This is a genomic window from Paenibacillus silagei (assembly GCF_017874735.1).
Lineage (GTDB): Bacteria > Bacillota > Bacilli > Paenibacillales > Paenibacillaceae > Paenibacillus_AQ > Paenibacillus_AQ silagei.
This window is the reverse complement of sequence record NZ_JAGGLV010000003.1, coordinates 201,757-218,987: the sequence shown is the minus strand read 5'-3', so window position 1 is coordinate 218,987 and position 17,231 is coordinate 201,757. Positions and strand designations below refer to the sequence as shown.

At 54.1% G+C, this 17,231-nt stretch carries 15 protein-coding genes; 2 read left to right on the top strand and 13 right to left on the bottom strand.

Annotation, left to right across the window (positions count from 1 at the left end; translation table 11 throughout):
* Positions 1-39 precede the first annotated feature (39 nt).
* From J2Z70_RS06455 to J2Z70_RS06445, 3 genes are all read right to left on the bottom strand, one after another.
* Entirely contained in the window at positions 40-936 is an 897-nt protein-coding gene (locus tag J2Z70_RS06455; protein ID WP_209870629.1) for a carbohydrate ABC transporter permease, read from the bottom strand.
* Positions 937-942: 6 nt separating this feature from the next.
* Positions 943-1,836, bottom strand: coding sequence for an ABC transporter permease (locus J2Z70_RS06450; protein ID WP_209870626.1), 894 nt, complete (start codon positions 1,834-1,836; stop codon positions 943-945).
* Positions 1,837-2,076: 240 nt separating this feature from the next.
* Complete coding sequence (locus J2Z70_RS06445; protein WP_209870623.1) at positions 2,077-3,057, bottom strand: aldo/keto reductase; 981 nt, start codon at positions 3,055-3,057, stop codon at positions 2,077-2,079.
* Between the two features lie 179 nt (positions 3,058-3,236).
* Between J2Z70_RS06445 and J2Z70_RS06440 the strand changes: the two genes are divergently transcribed.
* Positions 3,237-4,154 carry an AraC family transcriptional regulator gene (locus J2Z70_RS06440; protein WP_209870620.1) on the top strand — a complete coding sequence of 306 codons (918 nt, stop codon included), beginning with the start codon at positions 3,237-3,239 and terminating at the stop codon, positions 4,152-4,154.
* Between the two features lie 7 nt (positions 4,155-4,161).
* Here the strand turns inward: J2Z70_RS06440 and J2Z70_RS06435 are convergent, their stop codons facing one another.
* The gene (locus J2Z70_RS06435; RefSeq protein ID WP_209870618.1) at positions 4,162-5,643 is read right to left on the bottom strand and encodes an Lsa family ABC-F type ribosomal protection protein; all 1,482 of its coding nucleotides are present in this window, start codon (positions 5,641-5,643) and stop codon (positions 4,162-4,164) included.
* Positions 5,644-5,942: 299 nt separating this feature from the next.
* Positions 5,943-6,794 carry a Cof-type HAD-IIB family hydrolase gene (locus tag J2Z70_RS06430; RefSeq protein WP_209870615.1) on the bottom strand — a complete coding sequence of 284 codons (852 nt, stop codon included), beginning with the start codon at positions 6,792-6,794 and terminating at the stop codon, positions 5,943-5,945.
* Positions 6,795-7,208: 414 nt separating this feature from the next.
* Here J2Z70_RS06430 and J2Z70_RS06425 point away from each other — a divergent pair, with 414 nt between their 5' ends.
* Positions 7,209-8,153: a hypothetical protein gene (locus J2Z70_RS06425; RefSeq protein ID WP_209870612.1), complete on the top strand. Its 945-nt coding sequence runs from the start codon at positions 7,209-7,211 to the stop codon at positions 8,151-8,153.
* Between the two features lie 564 nt (positions 8,154-8,717).
* On the opposite strand, the gene J2Z70_RS06420 is transcribed toward J2Z70_RS06425, so the two are convergent.
* The 8 genes from J2Z70_RS06420 to J2Z70_RS06385 form a co-directional block, all read right to left on the bottom strand.
* A complete protein-coding gene (locus J2Z70_RS06420) occupies positions 8,718-9,872 on the bottom strand; it encodes an amidohydrolase family protein (RefSeq protein ID WP_209870609.1) in 1,155 nt (384 codons plus the stop codon).
* On the bottom strand, positions 9,869-10,933 hold the full coding sequence (locus J2Z70_RS06415; protein ID WP_209870605.1) for a pyridoxal-phosphate-dependent aminotransferase family protein: 1,065 nt from the start codon (positions 10,931-10,933) through the stop codon (positions 9,869-9,871). Before J2Z70_RS06415 ends, J2Z70_RS06420 begins: the two co-directional genes overlap by 4 nt.
* Before the next feature lie 25 nt (positions 10,934-10,958).
* Complete coding sequence (locus J2Z70_RS06410) at positions 10,959-11,711, bottom strand: ABC transporter ATP-binding protein (protein WP_209870602.1); 753 nt, start codon at positions 11,709-11,711, stop codon at positions 10,959-10,961.
* Positions 11,702-12,466, bottom strand: a complete 765-nt coding sequence (locus tag J2Z70_RS06405; protein WP_209870600.1) for an ABC transporter ATP-binding protein — start codon at positions 12,464-12,466, stop codon at positions 11,702-11,704. Before J2Z70_RS06405 ends, J2Z70_RS06410 begins: the two co-directional genes overlap by 10 nt.
* On the bottom strand, positions 12,463-13,332 hold the full coding sequence (locus tag J2Z70_RS06400) for an ABC transporter permease (protein ID WP_209870597.1): 870 nt from the start codon (positions 13,330-13,332) through the stop codon (positions 12,463-12,465). The genes J2Z70_RS06405 and J2Z70_RS06400 overlap by 4 nt, the downstream gene beginning before the upstream one ends.
* Positions 13,329-14,318: an ABC transporter permease gene (locus J2Z70_RS06395; RefSeq protein WP_245368024.1), complete on the bottom strand. Its 990-nt coding sequence runs from the start codon at positions 14,316-14,318 to the stop codon at positions 13,329-13,331. The genes J2Z70_RS06400 and J2Z70_RS06395 overlap by 4 nt, the downstream gene beginning before the upstream one ends.
* Positions 14,315-15,913 carry an ABC transporter substrate-binding protein gene (locus J2Z70_RS06390; RefSeq protein WP_245368023.1) on the bottom strand — a complete coding sequence of 533 codons (1,599 nt, stop codon included), beginning with the start codon at positions 15,911-15,913 and terminating at the stop codon, positions 14,315-14,317. Before J2Z70_RS06390 ends, J2Z70_RS06395 begins: the two co-directional genes overlap by 4 nt.
* Positions 15,914-16,074: 161 nt before the next feature.
* A complete protein-coding gene (locus J2Z70_RS06385) occupies positions 16,075-17,202 on the bottom strand; it encodes an NAD(P)/FAD-dependent oxidoreductase (RefSeq protein WP_209870592.1) in 1,128 nt (375 codons plus the stop codon).
* Positions 17,203-17,231: the final 29 nt, after the last annotated feature.

The window sequence follows — 17,231 nt, the reverse complement described above, 5'->3', positions numbered from 1 at the left end:
TGTACTGCATAATGCTTCTATGGCGGTTAAACTTAGAGGTCAACCCTTTACTGATCCCAGGAGAACGCCTTTGACGAAATATTTCTGCAGGAAAGGATACACACAGAGAATCGGCAGTGCACTGACCATCACCACAGACATTTTGATCGACATCAGCGTAATATTCTGAAGCTGCGAGCTCCGGGCCAGCGCCTCCTGATTATTGTTGGAGCCGAGCACGGCCGACAGATCCTGTGCCGCCAGCAGCTGCTGCAGGAAGGTCTGCACCGGAATCAAATTCTGCTTCGTGACGAAGAAGGCCCCGGCGAACCAGTCATTCCAGTGGCCCACAGCCGTGAACAGCCCCAGCGCAGCGAGCATAGGCTTCGATAACGGTACGATAATTTGCCATAGAATACGGACCGGTCCTGCCCCATCCAGCTCCGCCGACTCGATGAGTGCTTCCGGGATGCCCTGAATGAATTTCAGCATGACGAACATGTTCCAGACGGAGAACAGTCCCGGCAGAATATACACCCAGAACGTATTAATCAGGCCAAGATTATTGAGCTGAATATAAAAGGGAACGAGCCCCCCGCTGAACAGCATAGTCAGCAGAATGTAGCTGAGAATCATGCTGCGCAGCGGCAATCCCCGGTAGGAGAGGCCGAAGGCCACCAGCAAGGTGACCAGCAGCCCGCCAACCGTCCCAATTATCGTTCTGCCCACTGTAATTAGATAGGAATGCCGGATGGTCTCGTTGCCAAGCACAATCTCGTAATTGATCAGTGTGAAGCTGCGCGGCCAGAGATAGACCCCGCCTTTGGCCGCATCCGCACCGTCATTCAGCGAAATCGCCAGCATGTAGAGGAACGGATACAGCACCGATACGCATAACAGGGATAGCAGAATAATAATGATGTATTCTGCTATTTTTTCACCACGGCTTGCTTTCATGGGCCATCACCACAGTCCTTCCCCGTTTAGTTTTCTGGACAGCTGATTGGTTGAGACGACCAGAATCAGGCTGATCAGCGAAGACAATAGTCCTACTGCCGTCGCCATTCCGAAGTACCCCTGCTGCAAGCCGTTGCGGAGAATATACGTATCCAGCACATCAGCAACGCTATGATTGGCAGAATTCATGAGCGGATAAATCTGATCCATTCCCACTGTTATTAAGCTTGGAATACTGAGAATCAGCACAATGGAGATAGTCGGCAGTATTCCGGGAATTGTGATATGGCGGATCTGTGCCAGCTTGCCTGCACCTTCCACCTTCGCTGATTCATACAGCTGGGGATCAATGGTTGTAATGGCGGCCAGATAGAGAATGGTGTTCCAGCCGGTCTCTTTCCATAAGCCGCTGAAGATAACTATTGGACGGAACCACTCCGCCGAGCCCAGGAAGAATACCGGTTCTCCCCCCGCCTGCCCGATGAATTGATTGACCAGCCCGCCGTCCAGCGTGAGGAAGGATTGCAGAATATAAGCAACCACGATCCAGGAGAAGAAATGCGGCAGATAGCTGACCGACTGGACGAAACGCTTGAATGCCGGCCGGGTCACTTCATTGATCAGGAGCGCCAGCAGAATCGGGGCGGGGAAGCCGCAGATGAACTTCAGCACCGAAATGTACAGCGTATTCTGGACCACGGTCAGGAACTGCGGGTCTTCCAGGAATGTGAAGTTATCCAAGCCTGCCCATGTGCTGTCCCAGATCGAAGTACCAATCTGAAAATCCTTGAAGGCAACCTGAATGCCGGCCATGGGGATATAGCTGAACAGAAACAGCAGGACTACTCCGGGCAGGATCATCAGATATTGCCAGCGGTATTTGTAGATTTTGTTGAACAATGGTCTCCCCCCTTGATACTTCTATCATAAAAGGAACTGCCACCCGCGCCTATATAACAGCGGTTGGATATCTATCGTTCTGATTTGATCTTGTGAAGCGCTTACCAACAGAGGTAGGTTTAAGGGATACGGGCGGGTATGGCAGGCAGGTGTGTCGGTGCAGCAAAAAGCGCATGCCGGATCATACCGGCACGCGCTCAATGGATGGAGCTGATTCCGTTGTCTACTGAATGGAAATTTTTAAAGCGCTCCAACGATAGCATGCGGCACGTAGTGGTCTTCCAGCCGGGCAATCTCTTCAGCTGTCAGCTGAAGGGATAACGCTCCCACCGCATCGGTAATATGCGACAGCTTCGTCGCCCCGATAATCGGCGCAGTGACCGGCTGTTTCTGCAGCAGCCAGGCCAGTGCAACATGGATGCGCGGAACTCCGCGCTCTGCCGCAATGGCAGCTACCTGCTCGACAATCAGGCGGTCCTTATCGGCTGTAGCATCGTATTTGGATCTCTGTACCTGATCCGTTTCCGAGCGCAGCGTAGATTCCGCCCAGTCCCGGGTTAGCCGGCCAGAAGCCAAGGGGCTGTAGGGGATGACCGCAATGCCCTCTTCCTTACAGAGCGGGAGCATCTCACGTTCCTCTTCACGATAGATGAGATTCAGATGGTTCTGCATGGAGACGAACCGGGTCCAGCCGTTCATATCAGCAACATGCAGCGCCTTCTGGAACTGCCAGGCATACATGGCGGAAGCGCCAATGTAGCGGGCTTTTCCCGCCTTCACCACATCATGCAGGGCTTCCATCGTTTCTTCAATCGGCGTAGTATAATCCCAGCGGTGAATCTGGTACAGATCAACGTAATCAGTTCCCAGCCGCTTCAGGCTGTGGTCGATCTCGCTCATAATCGCTTTGCGGGACAAGCCCCCGCCGTTCGGTCCGGTTCGCATAGGGAAGAATACTTTGGTCGCAATCACCACCTCATCCCTGGCAGTCATGTCCTTCAAAGCCCGTCCGAGCATTTCTTCACTCGTGCCGTCAGAATAGACATTGGCCGTATCGAAGAAATTAATGCCCAGGTCCAGTGCGGTACGGATCATCGTCCGGCTCTGCTCTTCATCCAGCACCCAAGGGTGCACCCAGCGCTTGGCATCGCCAAAGCTCATACAGCCCAGGCACAGTCTGGAGACATCAAGGCCGGTGTTGCCCATTTTTGTATATTCCATTCGCTTGTTCCCTGCTTTCCTGAGAATAGTGTATATATCAGTCTCTCTTATTGTGCAACAGATAATGGATTAGCGTTATCACAATAGTCGCGAATGATTGCCTAATCCTACCGTTCTCATTAACACTCCCGCCGGATATGCCCTATAATGAAACCATATGAACCTAAGGAGGCTCTCAAGTGACTGAAGCTATCGCAACGCAAAAGCTTGAGCTGTGCCGGCTGATTGAGCGGCATACCGGCCGGGACGGCGCTCATGAAACGGCCGTGCCTGCACTGCAATTCATCCGTTACTCCCAGGCGAGTGAGCCTGCTTACCGGGTGTATAACCCGTGTTTCTGCTTCATTACCCAAGGCGTGAAGGAGATTATGCTGGCTCAGGAGCATTTTGTATATACCTCTTCTGATTTCCTGGTGGCTTCAATGAATTTGCCGGTAGTGGGACAAGTGATTAAGGCGTCCCCGGAGGTTCCCTATTTAAGCTTCAAAATGGAATTCACGCAAAACCAGATTCTGGAGGTCCTCCATGAATCGCAGCTGCAGATTCTCCCCCGGGAGAATGCCCGGCGTGCCTTATTCGTCGGACACATCGACACGGATCTGCTGGATGCGCTTCACCGTCTGGCGCGGTTGCTCAATACTCCCAAAGACATCCCGTTCCTTGCCCCTCTATATACTAAGGAAATTCTGTATAAACTGCTGCAGGGACCATATGGAGTAACGCTGGCCCAGATTGCCATGGAAGGCAGCAGCACTTACCGGATCAGGGAAGCAATTGAGCAGATTGTCAGCCATAGCGAACAGGCTCTGCGGATCGACGAGCTGGCCGATATCGCCAATATGAGCGTCTCCGCATTCCACCGCAACTTCAAGGAAGTTACGGCTATGAGCCCGATCCAGTTCCAGAAGCAGCTGCGCCTGCAGGAGGCTCGCCGCCTGCTATTAGCCGAGTCTGCAGATGCAGCCGATGTTGCCTTCCGGGTCGGCTATGAGAGCGCCTCACAGTTCAGCCGGGAATATTCCCGTATGTTTGGCGCTCCCCCGCGGGCCGACATCAAGCGGTTGAAGGAACAATTTGAGCTTCCGGTACAGATTTGATACCTGCTTAGTCGAGTACAACCTGCTTAGTTGCAATATTCGCGCAGAATTCGCGGTCATGCTCCACGAACAGGATCGTCGGTGTATATTCCAGCAGCAGCTCCTCGATCTGCATCCGGGAGATGACATCGATGAAGTTCAGAGGCTCATCCCAGATGTGCAGATGCACCTGCTCACTGAGGCTGGCGGCAATCAGCACCTTTTTCTTTTGCCCGCCGCTGTACGTGGACATATCCTTCTCGAATTGCAGCCGCGAGAAATCGAGCTTCCGCAGAATCGACTTGAACAGGCTCTCGTCGATCCCCTGCTCTCTCGCATATTCACTCAGGCTGCCCTTGAGCTGCGAAGTATCCTGGGATACATAAGAGATAGACAACTGGCTGTCCCGTGCGAAGTGGCCGGTATAGTTTATGTCCTCCCCGCAGATCAGCTTCAGAATGCTTGATTTGCCTGAGCCGTTGCTGCCGGAGAGGGAGATCCGGTCCCCCTGTTCCAGAGCGAAGCTAACACCGGAGCATACCGTTTTGTCGTCATAGCGGATCGACAGATCCTCCAGCTCCACCAATTGCTGCTTATGATAAGGAAGCTGTGCAATCTTCAGACTGTCCGCGCTCTCCAGATTACGCAGCAGCTTCGACTTCTCCGCGATGGCGGATTCCTGCCGCTGCTGAATCGACTTGGAGCGCTTCATCATCTTGGCGGCCTTGTGGCCGACGTAGCCTTTATCCAATTTGTTGCCGGAGCTCCGGGTGCCATTCTTAGATTTCTCGACTTCATGCGCCCAGCCGCCCGTTCTTTTGGCAGAGTCCGACAAGCGCTTGATGTCCTTCCGCAGCTTCTCATCCTCCGCCAGCTCGAACTGATCCTGTCTGGACTTATTCTCCCACCAGCTGCTGAAGTTGCCCTTCTGGATCTCAATATTGGTCTTGTTAATCGACAAGATATGGTCCACACAGTTATCGAGAAAAGCACGGTCATGCGACACCAGAATATACCCGCTCTTCGTACGCAGATAGTCACTGACCAGCTTCCGGCCCTTCGCATCCAGATGGTTCGTCGGCTCGTCTATGAGCAGGAACTGGTTCTCGCGCACGAACAGAGCGGCCAGCAGCACCTTCGTCTGCTCCCCGTTCGACAGCGATTCAAACGGCCGGTAGAGCGTATCTTCGGACACCCGCAGCAGCGACAGCTCGCGCATGAGCTTCCAGTGCTCCATCTCCGGGTCGATCTCCTGCATGACATCCATGGTCAGAGCCGCAGGGTCAGCCACCGCAAACGGGAAATACTCGAAGCCCACCTGCGCGGATATCGTCCCGCTGTACTCATATTTGCCAAGCAGCAGGTTCAGGAAGGTTGTTTTGCCGCGGCCGTTGCGTCCGGTGAAGCCCAATTTCCAATCTGTATCCAGCTGAAAGCTCACATTCTCAAAAATATGTTCGTAAGTGCCCTCATAGGCAAAAGTCAGCTTGCTCACATTAATCAAAGACATACACGTATCCTCCTGTATTTACAAAAATAAAAGCTGCAAGAAGGTTCTCCTCCAGCAGCTCAAATAAACACAGCAAATCCCATACCCGGACACTATCTCCAGGCGGACTTGAATAAGGATATTTGGACCAGAGTGAAAAGAGGCAGACCCTTCCTGCATATCAACCATAAATTGCGCGCCACAAATAACGCTTGTTTATTGGTCACATTACGCAAGAAATGTCCGCACGATACTCTTCAACTCCAATCGCTTAATTAAGTGCATTTTAACACGAGTCTTCCCGGAGATCAACCCGTTAGTCAGATCAGTCCGTGCTTCAGGAAGCAATTATACAGTCCATCATTCTCAATAGAATCTGTGATATCATCGGCAATTGCTTTGAGCTGCTCGCGGGCATTGCCCATGGCAATCCCCACCTGGACATATCCCAGCATCTCCAGATCGTTAAGTCCGTCGCCAATCGCCATACTGTCCTCCAGGGGGATATTCAAATGCTGCAGGACATCGGCAATAGCCGCAGCCTTATGAACACCAGGCATCATCAGCTCCCCGCTGTTCTCCCCGAAGATCGGGATGGAGCACTGAATTGCCGTGAAGCGATCCTGTAACTCCTTCTGAATCTGATCAAAGGGCAGGCTGCTCTCCAAGAAGCATATCTTATTAACGTCATCCAGATATAACTCCTCGTCCCCATAAGTTAGTGTTGCAATATAGGGATGGGGTGACTGCCGTTTTCTCTCCTGAGCCTCGGGGTCATTCAGCAAGTCGCCATAGATTCTGCGTTCCAGATGCGGTTGTAAATGGCGGCTGCCGTGAAGCGCCGTATTGGATTCCAGAATGAAATCGACCCCGTTCGCGTTAAAATAATCGATCAAATGCTTCGCATCCTCCGGGGTCACTTTTTTATGATAAAGCATTTCGCCACCGCTCTCCACATATCCGCCGGCCGCTCCAATCAACCCGTCGAACCCGATCTCCCAGATATAATCATAGATTTCAGCCTTGGAGCGTCCGGTGCACAGGTACAGCAAATGCCCGTTCTTCCGTGCCTGCTGGCATGCCTGCACTGCCGATTCCGGAACTATTCCATTCTCCATAAGAAGCGTTCCGTCAATATCGATGAAAACAATCTTTCTGCTAGTTTGATTCATGTCCTCTTCTCCCCTTTGTCTAGTCTTCCACTGAACTATAGGTTATGAAATGCGTTCCAAGTCAAGCGTTATTTCATATGAGTCGCCCGATTCATCCATTCCGGATCTGTCCAAATAAATAGGATAGATTGAACTAATGGCTTTTATGTTTTGGGATGTGCCGTGACTCCAGAGAAGTTTTGGACTTCCGGCCGCTGTTGTCAGCAGATTTCATGATTTATCCGTTTTTAACGGTAGAAATCCGCAGACTGCTGATGCTGTAGATAGCGAGCTTTCCTACGGAAAGCTTTCAGGCGGTCGCTACCGCTCCTCCAGTTCCAAAATTCCCCTCCGCCACTTTTCCCTTAACTTAAATCCTTAAGTTCAATTTATATAGGCGTTGCAGAAAGCATCTTATCCCACAGGAGGTACATAATGAGAACATTACCAGAAACCTTAGCAAAAACAGCAAGAGCGGTGCTGCTCGGTACAGCTCTGACTCTGGCAGGCGGCACAGTGTTTGCAGGCGTTGGTGGACAGCCCGTAGCTGCAGCGTCGGCATCCACAGCTGATGCCCAGACGGTCTACAACCAGTTCCGCAAATATGCCAGCAATCCCGCAAGCCTCGCGCAAGCACGCAAATATCTTATGAATCATATCTCCAAAGTTGGTTCCTGGTACGGCACGGTAATGACCCTTCAATTGGAGAATGCCCAGAAGGCTGGGCTTGAGCAGTTCTCTGAGAAGCTATATACAGATTCTGTGCAAAGGGCACTAATGGATGCCGAAATTAACAACGATATGACCTATACGGAGATCCTGAAGCGGGTTAAAGCGCCTGCGGTCCGCAAGCTGATGGAAGAGATTTGGGATAAAGGCTATAAGCTGGAGACCAGCGAAGGCATGTATTATGCGGTTATGCATTATGAAGGCTTCAAGGTCTTCAAGCCCTATGTCAGCAAGGATATCGCCGCGTATATTGATATCATGGCAACGGAGAGCAACAAGCCTTCCACCTTCGATGCAGGTATCGTGATCACTTGGGATGAGCTGATCGGCAGAGCGGCTATCATGAGTGATTATGTTCAGGATTATCCGAAGTCGAACCGGACGGCGGCCATCCGCAATGAAATGTCCTATACGGTTCGACTAGTACTGCTCGGCTCGGATAACACCCCAGCCTACGATTACGACACGAATGAACTCGACCCTGAGCTGCGCCGGGCCTACGACCACGTCCTGATGGAGGGCCCGGGTGACAACAAGGTGCTAAATATTCTGCCCAAGCTGGTAACGCTGCTCGATGCTGCCGGGGATAAGAAGACACCTGCGGTTGAGTCCTACCTGGATCAAGTGGTTAAGCAGTATACTGAGCTGTGAATGGTTACGATTTGAATTGAATGATGCTGGCAGGTGAAAATCTGGGAGGCTCAGAGGGCACAATGTGATCGGTTTTTCGATTACATTTGGTCACACACCTCCGTAGCGTCCTAATGTGATCGGTTTTTCGATTACATTCGGCCACACGCCTACGTAACGCTCCAATGTGATCGGTTTTTCGATTACATTCGGCCACACGCCTACGTAGCGCTCCAATATGATCGGTTTTTCGATTACATTCGGCCACATGCCTACGTAACGCTCCAATGTGATCGGTTTTTCGATTACATTGGGACCACACGCCTACGTAACGCTCCAATGTGATCGGTTTTTCGATTACATTCGGCCACATGCCTACGTAACGCTCCAATGTGATCGGTTTTTCGATTACATTTGCTCACACGCCTACGTAGCGCCCCAATGTGATCGGTTTTTCGATTACATTTGCTCACACGCCTACGTAGCGCCCCAATGTGATCGGTTTTTCGATTACATTTGGCCTCGGGCCATCACACCGCAAAAAGGCTGTCCTTCATCAGAAAGGACAGCCTCTTTGCACAACCGTTATAGCAAATCCTCTTCCTGCGCTCCAGTAATGACCGTAACAATGCTTGTGCGCAGTTGATCCGCATTCTTGGCCTGATAAGGATCGGCGGCGTAGATGACGGCATCGGCAAGATAGCCTTCCGCAATCCGGCCCAGCTCATGGCCGCTTCCAAGTATCGCCGCTGCGTCTTCTGTAGCTGACCGCCAGACCTCCGCCCGGCTCAGGCCGTAGTCCAACAGCGTGTCGAATTCCTGCAGGTTGTAGCCATGCAGCGCAGGCGTAGCATAATCGGTGCCGAAGCCAAGCCGCACCCCTGCCTCCCTGGCATATCCGAGCGCGATGGCATGAGCATCGGCGGCCCGGGCGGCCCGTTCACAGATGAGCGGACTTAGCGCCAGCACTCCCTTCGGATCGGCGGCGATCCGGTAGATTGAAGTGGTCGGCACGTAAGCCACGCCGGATTCGGCCAGTCTCCCGGCCTGATCCCAGGTCATGAACATCCCGTGCTCAATAGATTCCACTCCGGCTTGGATCGACCAGTCAATCGTCACCCCGCCCCAGGTATGCACCAATACCTTCTTCCCGTTCGCATGGGCATGACGGACGATGAAGGCGAACTCCTCCCCGGAGAAGTTCGGCTCCGTAACCTTCTCGGTAGGTGCGCCAAGACCGCCGGTTGCCATGATTTTGACCCAGCCTGCCCCGGTCGCGTAGATCTCCATCAGGCGGTTCTCCAGATGCTTAACCCCCTTGGCATCGGAAGCTCCCAGCATTTCACTGCTGGTCTCTACCCGCAGCGGCTGCTGGTAATACTTCACGAGATGCCGGATCGTGGCTGGCAGAATACCGCCGGCGTCGCGGGCTGTAGTTACCCCCGTCCGCAAGGTAGCGGCGAAGGCCTCCGCCTGCATGACCTCAATCTCGCGGGGGTCCCGGCGGAGCTGGTCGTCATGGTCGAAGTCGGTCCAGGCCAGATGGGTGTGTAGATCGAGAATGCCCGGACTGATCCATAGCTGCTGCTGCCGGGAGCCTTCCGCCTGTTCCGGGTGCGGACCTACTTCTGCCACTGCGGTGAACCGCCCGTTCGTAATCTCGATATCGAAGCGTTTCCCCTGGGTGCCTGCAATATGGATTCCAGTGTATGCCTGAAATTGAGGCTGCTTAAGGATCATTCCGCTTCCCCCCAGACCTGGCGGACGGCCTGCACTGCCGGTTCAGCATCCAGCTTCAGCAGTCTGGCCAGCGTCTGCACCGCTGCTTCGACACTCTCCCGGCTGGCATTCGTTCCGAAATGATTGATCCGCAGCAATTGACCGAATAATTCCCCGTCCCCGGGAGCTACGATACCGACAGGCTGCTTGATCAGCAGAAGCGGCTGCTCGTCAATCCGAACAGTCGTAGTCAGCGTGGAATAATGACTGCTGTCCTTCTGCCAAGGCGCAAGCCCAAGCTCCGAGACCCCTGCGACAGCAGAGGCCGCCGCACGTTCATGCCGCTGGATAACCTGTGAAAGCCCCTCTTCGGCAACAGCCTCCAGGGCTTCGATTAGAGCTCTGGCTTCCAGGACCGGGATATTCGGCGGGACGCGGAGCGGCGCTGCTCCGTCCGGGGACGGCTGCAAATCCAGCAAGGACAGAATGGAATTGCGCGGAGCCCGTTCGTTCGACTCCAGGAAGGCCCAGCCGCGGGGAGAAATACTGACCGCGCTGATTCCGTTAGGACCGGCGAGCGCTTTTTGCGCACCCATTACAGCGAAATCCACCGCCCACTCATCCACAGACAACGCCTCTCCCCCGACAGCCGACACGGAATCCGTTACCGTAATCAGGTCATGCCTGCGGGCCAGCTTGAAGATCTCCTCCGCAGGGTTCGAGCCGCCTGTAACCACCTCTGCCTGTACCAAAGAAATCGCAACCGGCTGATGCTTCTCAATCGCTGCGGCCACCTCCTCTACTGTAACCACCTGGTCGAAGGGAACCTTCACTTCCTTAACGGTAGCCCCGCCGCGCGTAAGCCATTCCCCGAACAAGCTGCCGTAAGGTCCGGTCACTACGTTCAGAATCGTACGTCCCGGCGCAGCAATTCCTGCCGCTACCGCCTCAATGCCTAGAATCGCCTCCCCCGGAATGATTACCGGAGGATGCTGTGTCCCTAATAGCCGGGATAGCTGCTGTGTTAATGTGTCCAGTTCAGATAGCGTGAGTGGTACGAATCCTGTAATTTGACGGTTCATATAATCCTCCTGATGGTATGAATGTTCAATATTGCGGCATCTTGGGCACCGCAGACAATAGCTCCCGGCTGTATTCATGCTGGGGCCGGACGAAGAATTCATCCTTCGAATTCACCTCGACCAGCTGCCCCTGGCGCATCACAGCGACGGTATCGCTGACGGCATGAATGACTCCCAGATCATGGGAGATGAACAGCATCGTCAGATTAAGCTCGGCTTGCAGCGTATGGAATAGCTCCAGCACGCTGCGCTGCACTGAGACATCCAGTGCGCTGGTAGGCTCATCGGCGATCAGCAGACTAGGCTCCACGCTAAGCGCGCGGGCAATGGCAATCCGCTGGCGCTGGCCGCCGGAGAATTCATGCGGATATCTGTCCAGAGATTTGGCATCCAGCTGCACCCGGCTAAGCAGCTCCTTACTTCTGCGCTCAACCTGCGAACGCTCTACAATCCGGTGGAACAGCAAGGCTTCCGCCAGAATCTGCCGGACGGTATGCCGGGGATTCAGCGAAGAATCCGGGTTCTGAAAGATCATCTGAATCTGCTTATGCTGCGCCTTGCTCCGCTTCTTGCCTAACGGCTCCGCACCCAGCAGAAGCTGTCCTTCATCCGGAGTGATCAGTCCGGCAATGACCCGGGCCAGCGTAGACTTCCCGGAGCCGGACTCACCGACAAGCCCCAGTGTGGTATGCCGCGCAAGCTCCAGCCGGATCTGATCTAGTGCGGTGAAACCGCCATAACGGACGGTTATATCCTGCACCTGTAGTGCTACTTCCACGAGACCCCGCCTCCTTCCAGCTCCGGCAGAGGAAGCACCGAATCCATTAACATCTGTGTATATGCCTCAGCCGGATGCCGCAGCAGGCTATGCGTCTCGCCTTGCTCAATGATCCGGCCCTGCTTCATTACAACCAGTCTGGAGCAGAGATTGGCGGCAATCGCCAGGTTGTGGGTCACAAAGACCATAGCGAAGCCCAGCTCCTGCTGCAGACTCGTAATCGTATCTATAATCTGGCGCTGAACCGTCACATCCAGCGCCGTAGTCGGCTCATCGCAGAGCAGAATACCCGGCTTGCAGGCCAGCGCCAGAGCAATGACGACACGCTGGCACTGGCCGCCGGAGAGCTGCCCCGGGTAGCGGTCTTTTGTCTTCAGCGATGCTGGAAGACCCAGCCGCTCAAGCAGCTCCAGGGCGATGCGCCGCGCAGCCTTCAGACTGGTTCTCTGTCTGTAATAGACAACCTCAGTCAGTTGCTTCACTACCGGACAGAGCGGGTCCAGTGCTCCTCTGGGGTCCTGGAACACCATGGCACTGCTTACCTTGCTGCGGACCACTCCCCCGGTCTGCTCCACACCACGCGGAAGCAGGCCGAGAATCGCCCGCAGCGTCAGCGATTTGCCGGAGCCGGATTCGCCGACTAGTCCCAGGCTTTCGCCGCGTTCAAGGGAGAAGCTGATGCTGTTGACCAGAATTTCTGTGGACGGGGCCGCGAGTGTCAATTCTTCGAGTTCAAGTACAGGTTGTATTGTCATCCTTTTCTCCTCCAGATATCGGCCAGCCCGTCTCCCAGGAGAGACAACGCAATTCCCGTATACACGACTGCGAAGCCGGGAACCGCCGACAGCCACCAGGCTGTGGTAATGAAGGGCTGTCCGTCTGCGATCATCGTTCCCCAATCCGGCGTAGGCGGGGCAATCCCTATTCCCAGATAACCCAGCGTAACGATGGCTACCAGGAGTCCAATCATATCCGTCATCAGCACGACAACGGCTTGCGGCAATACATTCGGCAGAAGATGGCGCAGAAGGATACGGTGTCCGGGCAGACCTAGCGTCTGCGCCGAGGCGATCCATTCCTGCTTCCGGAAGGATGCGCTGAGTCCTCTGACCACACGGGCGAATACAATCCAGCCTACGAGAATGAAGGTAATATAGATTCCGCGCTCTCCTGCCCCGCTGGCGAAGGCCACGATAATGACGATCAGATAGAACGGGAAGGCAATAAAAGTGTCCGTGACCAGCGCTATAATTCTATCGGTCCATTTGCCATAGTACCCCGAAATCATGCCCAGCATGACGCCCGTGCAGAACGGAATAATCTCAGCCAGCACCATGATCGTCAGATCCGTCCGGGCGGCATAGATCAATCTGGTGAACAAATCACGGCCAAGCTGGTCGGTACCGAGCCAGTGGGCTGCGGAAGGCGGCTGCAGGAAGGCGCTCAGATTCTGCTCCGTCGGGTTGTACGGACTTAAATAAGGAATGAATATGGCGAGCAGTATAAGTATAGTGAACATAATGATTCCGATCAGCAGTGACGGGGTGTTCAGTACTCTTCGGAGTCCGCTTGCGGGCTTCCCGAGGTCCGGCAGGGTTGTATCTATCTGTGTAGTATTCATGATTTCCCCTTCGTTCTGGGATCAAGCCACCCGGAGATAATTTCAATTAGCAGACTGATAATTACAACAGCCAGTGCACAATAGAGCGCAATCCCCTGAATCACCGGAAAATCTCTATTCGAGATGGAGGTGAACAGCAGGCTGCCAATGCCCTTGATCCCGAAGACCTGCTCCACAACGAGCGTTCCCCCGATCAGGTAGGACACATTCACTCCCAGCAGCATCAGGGTCGGCAATGCCGAATTACGCAGCACATGCTTGAACAGGATGACTCTGGACGGGATTCCAGCTGCATGGAGAGTGACCACGAATTCGGATTCCAGCACCTCCAGCATTTGCGCACGCAGCGAGCGGACCAGCGTAGGAATCTGTGAAAAAGCAATCGTGACCGCCGGAAGCACCAGACTATGGAGCGTACCCGACCATCCCTCGCCGATTCCCCCTACGGGGAACCAGCCCAGCCGCACACTAAAGAACAGAATGAACAGAATCCCAACCCAGAAGACCGGCATCCCAAGGGTGACCGCTGGAATAATGCGGATCAGATGGTCTAGCAGCTTGTCCTTGTGGGTGGCAGCAACCGTTGCCAGCAGAAGGGCTACAATTATCGCAAGCACCGAAGCAATTACAATCAGCAGTAGTGTGACCGGAGCACGCTCTGCAATCAGCTCTCTCGTCGAGGTGCCGGCAATAATAGAGTTTCCGGTATCTCCCTGAGTGAACAGCAGCTTCACGAACCGGGTGAACTGATCCCATAAGGAGAGATCCAGTCCCAGTGTGTGGTGCATATTCTTAAGCGCTTCAGGTGTGCTGTATTCACCGAGAATCATTTTGGCGGGGTCGCCGGGTACAATTCGGATCAGGAAAAAGACCGCCGTCATTACGCAGAGGATAACAAGTAAGGCTCTTACAAGGGCTAAGGCCAGCCACTTGTAAGAACCGTTGTTTCCAGCTGCACCGCTTAGGGTCAGCTTGGATTTCATCATTTAGCTAGTCGGACATCTTCCAGACGGATGCTGCCGTTAGGCAGAACCACAAGTCCGTCTACAGAAGACCGCGCGCCGATCAGGATATCCGGATAGTACAGAGGAATGTAAGGGACTTCATCGGCAAGCGTCTGTAAAAGCTCGGCGTAGATCGTAGACCGTCCTTCACCATCAGCTGTCTTCTGGCCTTCATACAGCAGCTTGGTTACCTTCTCATTCGTGTAATGCGTCCAGTACGATTTGCTGAAGCCTTCCGGGTCGGTCTGGAACGCCAAGATGGAGTTCGCTTCCGGGGAATCCGCCTGACCGCTGTTCAGCATCGCCGCGAAATCATAAGCGAAAAAGCGTTCGCGGAAGGTAGCCAGCTCCACCGATTCAATCTCAATCTTGATCCCGATCGCCTGGCCGGCGGCCTGGATAATCTGGGCTTCCTGAGCCCGGGTGCTGTTGCCGGAAGCAACCAGCAGCTTGGTGGAGAATCCGTCAGGGAAGGCCGATTTGGCCAGCTCTGCCTTGGCAGCCGCCGGATCGAAGCTCAGTGCCTTGATCTTATCATTGGCATTGTAAGGAATCGTAGTTGGCAGCAGCGAAGTCGCAGTCTGTGCATAGCCAAAGGTCAAGGCCTTGGTCAGTCCGTCACGGTCAAGCGCCAGTGCCAGTGCCCGGCGGACATGCACATCGGAGAAGTGCTTATCCAGTGTGTTGAAGAAGAGCTGTTCTGTCACCCAGCTGCCGTTCGTTACTACTGTGGTGTCTGCACCGTCCTTGATCTCGCCCGCATTCTGTAGTGACAGGGCTTCAACTGCATTCACTGCCCCGGCTTTAAGCTGGTTAATGGCCTGACTGTCGTCCTGGATCAGCTTATAGACGAGCTTGTCGATATAAGGCTTACCTTCCTTCCAGTAGTTAGTATTCTTGGTGAAGGTCACATCACCTGCCGGGTCCCATGTCTCGATCACGAATGGCCCGGTCCCTACCGGCTTCTTGAAGAATTCCTCTTCGCTCACTCCGCCGAAGTTATTCGGGATGATCCCGTTCGAGAAGTTCGATAACTCCGAGATGAACGGGGTGTAGGGTTCTTTTAGCGTGATTACGAGTGTCTTCTCATCCTGTGCCTTCACCGTATCTACCTTGGCCGAGATGGCCAGGGGACCGCCAACCTTCAGATGCCGCTGGAGGGAGAATACCGCATCCTCTGCGGTCACCGGCGTACCGTTCGAGAACTTCAGGCCGTCACGGAGTACGAACGTATAAGTTAAGCCGTCTTCGCTGATCGTATGCGAGGCTGCGAGCTGATCCGTAATTTCACCCTTGCTGTCAAAAGCAACCAGTGACTCAAACACTTTATCAATCGCGAATGCGTTATTCGATGTAATCTGGTTATGCAGATCAAATGACGTTACGGAAGCCGGGCGGCCATACACGAAGGTGCCTCCAGTTGCAGGCTCTGCTGTGCTTGCACTTTCTGTTGCCGCTGGAGCCGTACTGGCCTTAGCCCCATTATTGGAATCCGCAGGATTGGCAGACCCGGAGCAGCCGGCAAGCAGCGATACGAACAATACCGCAAGTGTGCCCAGCCCTGCTGTTTTTCTCATAGAAGCTTTTAAATTAATCACGTGTGATCCACCCTTCCTATAAATCATATATGTTTAGTATGGATTGTATTATGGATCAGACCTTCACTTCTGTCAAACAAAAATTCATCCGGCAAGCCGAATTGAATCATAATGTTCCAATGAAGGAAATGTATTCGTAATCATCCGCCCGTTATGGCTCTCTGAAGGCTATAATCGTCCAGCTCCAGATCAGGCTCTCTGCCGAGTGCCAGCTTCGCCAGCTGATAACCGATATACGGCCCCATCGTAAGTCCTGAAGCTCCCAGACCATTGGCCGCAAGGACTCCGCTCCACCCGGGGACAGCCCCTATGACCGGCAGAAATCCCGGAGTGAACGGACGGAAGCCGACCCTCACTTCACTATAAGTACCGTCCGCCAGTCCAGGCGCTACTTCCAGTCCTTTAGTCAGAATCTCCTGCATCCCGCCGGCGGTCACTCTGGTATTATATCCTTCTACGTCATTCTCATGAGTAGCTCCGATAACAATCTGCTGCCGGGCAAAAGCGAGCAGATATTGATCGCTTGGCGGGATCACCACCGGCCAGACTTCCGTATCTTGTTGGTCAGATACCTGCAAATGCATGATCTGCCCCTTCTGGTAGCTCACCTTGAAGTCAATGCCCAGCGGCATGAGCAGCGGGTTCGCCCATGCGCCTGCACAGATAATAACTTCATCCGCCGGATAATAGTGTCCTCCTGCGTTGACTCCGGTGACCCGGCCCGGTTCAAAGGCAAGCGCAGCGTCACCGCTTATCATGACCGCCCCATGCTGCTGCGCAGAATGAAGCAGAGCGTCCCGCAAAGCGCGGCCATCCACTCGGGCAGCTCCACTAATATGAACCGAGGCATATCCTTCCGCCAGCAGCGGGAAGCGTTCACGGGTCTGCCCTGCGCTAAGCCGCGTGATGACTCCGATCTCCGGGGCATCTGCCAGCCGCATCCGTGCCCGTTCTTCTATTCTGTCGAGCTTGCTCTCATCCGTATGTATACTAAGCGCTCCAACCCTGGCATAACCGGTATGCGCTTCGCCGCCTTCCTTAAGCTGGCTAATCAGCTCAGGATAGAACCGCGCCCCCGCCTTCGCCAGCCGGTACCAGGCCTGATTGCGCCGCTGCGACAGCCAGGGACAGATAATGCCTGCCGCTGCATCCGTAGCTTGCCCAGGGTCTTGACGGTCTATAATCAGCACCTCTGCGCCCATCACTGCTAACTGGTAAGCTGCCGAGGCTCCGAGAATCCCTGCTCCGATCACGATGACTTTCTTCATCTGTAACTCCTTTCTGGATGTGTACATCC

Bases quoted from the DNA above. Each gene is read 5' to 3' on its own strand.
- J2Z70_RS06435 (WP_209870618.1), bottom strand. From the start codon at position 5,643: ATGTCTTTGATTAATGTGAGCAAGCTGACTTTTGCCTATGAGGGCACT.
- J2Z70_RS06405 (WP_209870600.1), bottom strand. From the start codon at position 12,466: ATGACAATACAACCTGTACTTGAACTCGAAGAATTGACACTCGCGGCC.
- J2Z70_RS06385 (WP_209870592.1), bottom strand. From the start codon at position 17,202: ATGAAGAAAGTCATCGTGATCGGAGCAGGGATTCTCGGAGCCTCGGCA.
- J2Z70_RS06445 (WP_209870623.1), bottom strand. From the start codon at position 3,057: ATGGAATATACAAAAATGGGCAACACCGGCCTTGATGTCTCCAGACTG.
- J2Z70_RS06455 (WP_209870629.1), bottom strand. From the start codon at position 936: ATGAAAGCAAGCCGTGGTGAAAAAATAGCAGAATACATCATTATTATT.
- J2Z70_RS06430 (WP_209870615.1), bottom strand. From the start codon at position 6,794: ATGAATCAAACTAGCAGAAAGATTGTTTTCATCGATATTGACGGAACG.
- J2Z70_RS06400 (WP_209870597.1), bottom strand. From the start codon at position 13,332: ATGAATACTACACAGATAGATACAACCCTGCCGGACCTCGGGAAGCCC.
- J2Z70_RS06390 (WP_245368023.1), bottom strand. From the start codon at position 15,913: ATGAGAAAAACAGCAGGGCTGGGCACACTTGCGGTATTGTTCGTATCG.
- J2Z70_RS06420 (WP_209870609.1), bottom strand. From the start codon at position 9,872: ATGATCCTTAAGCAGCCTCAATTTCAGGCATACACTGGAATCCATATT.
- J2Z70_RS06425 (WP_209870612.1), top strand. From the start codon at position 7,209: ATGAGAACATTACCAGAAACCTTAGCAAAAACAGCAAGAGCGGTGCTG.
- J2Z70_RS06395 (WP_245368024.1), bottom strand. From the start codon at position 14,318: ATGATGAAATCCAAGCTGACCCTAAGCGGTGCAGCTGGAAACAACGGT.
- J2Z70_RS06415 (WP_209870605.1), bottom strand. From the start codon at position 10,933: ATGAACCGTCAAATTACAGGATTCGTACCACTCACGCTATCTGAACTG.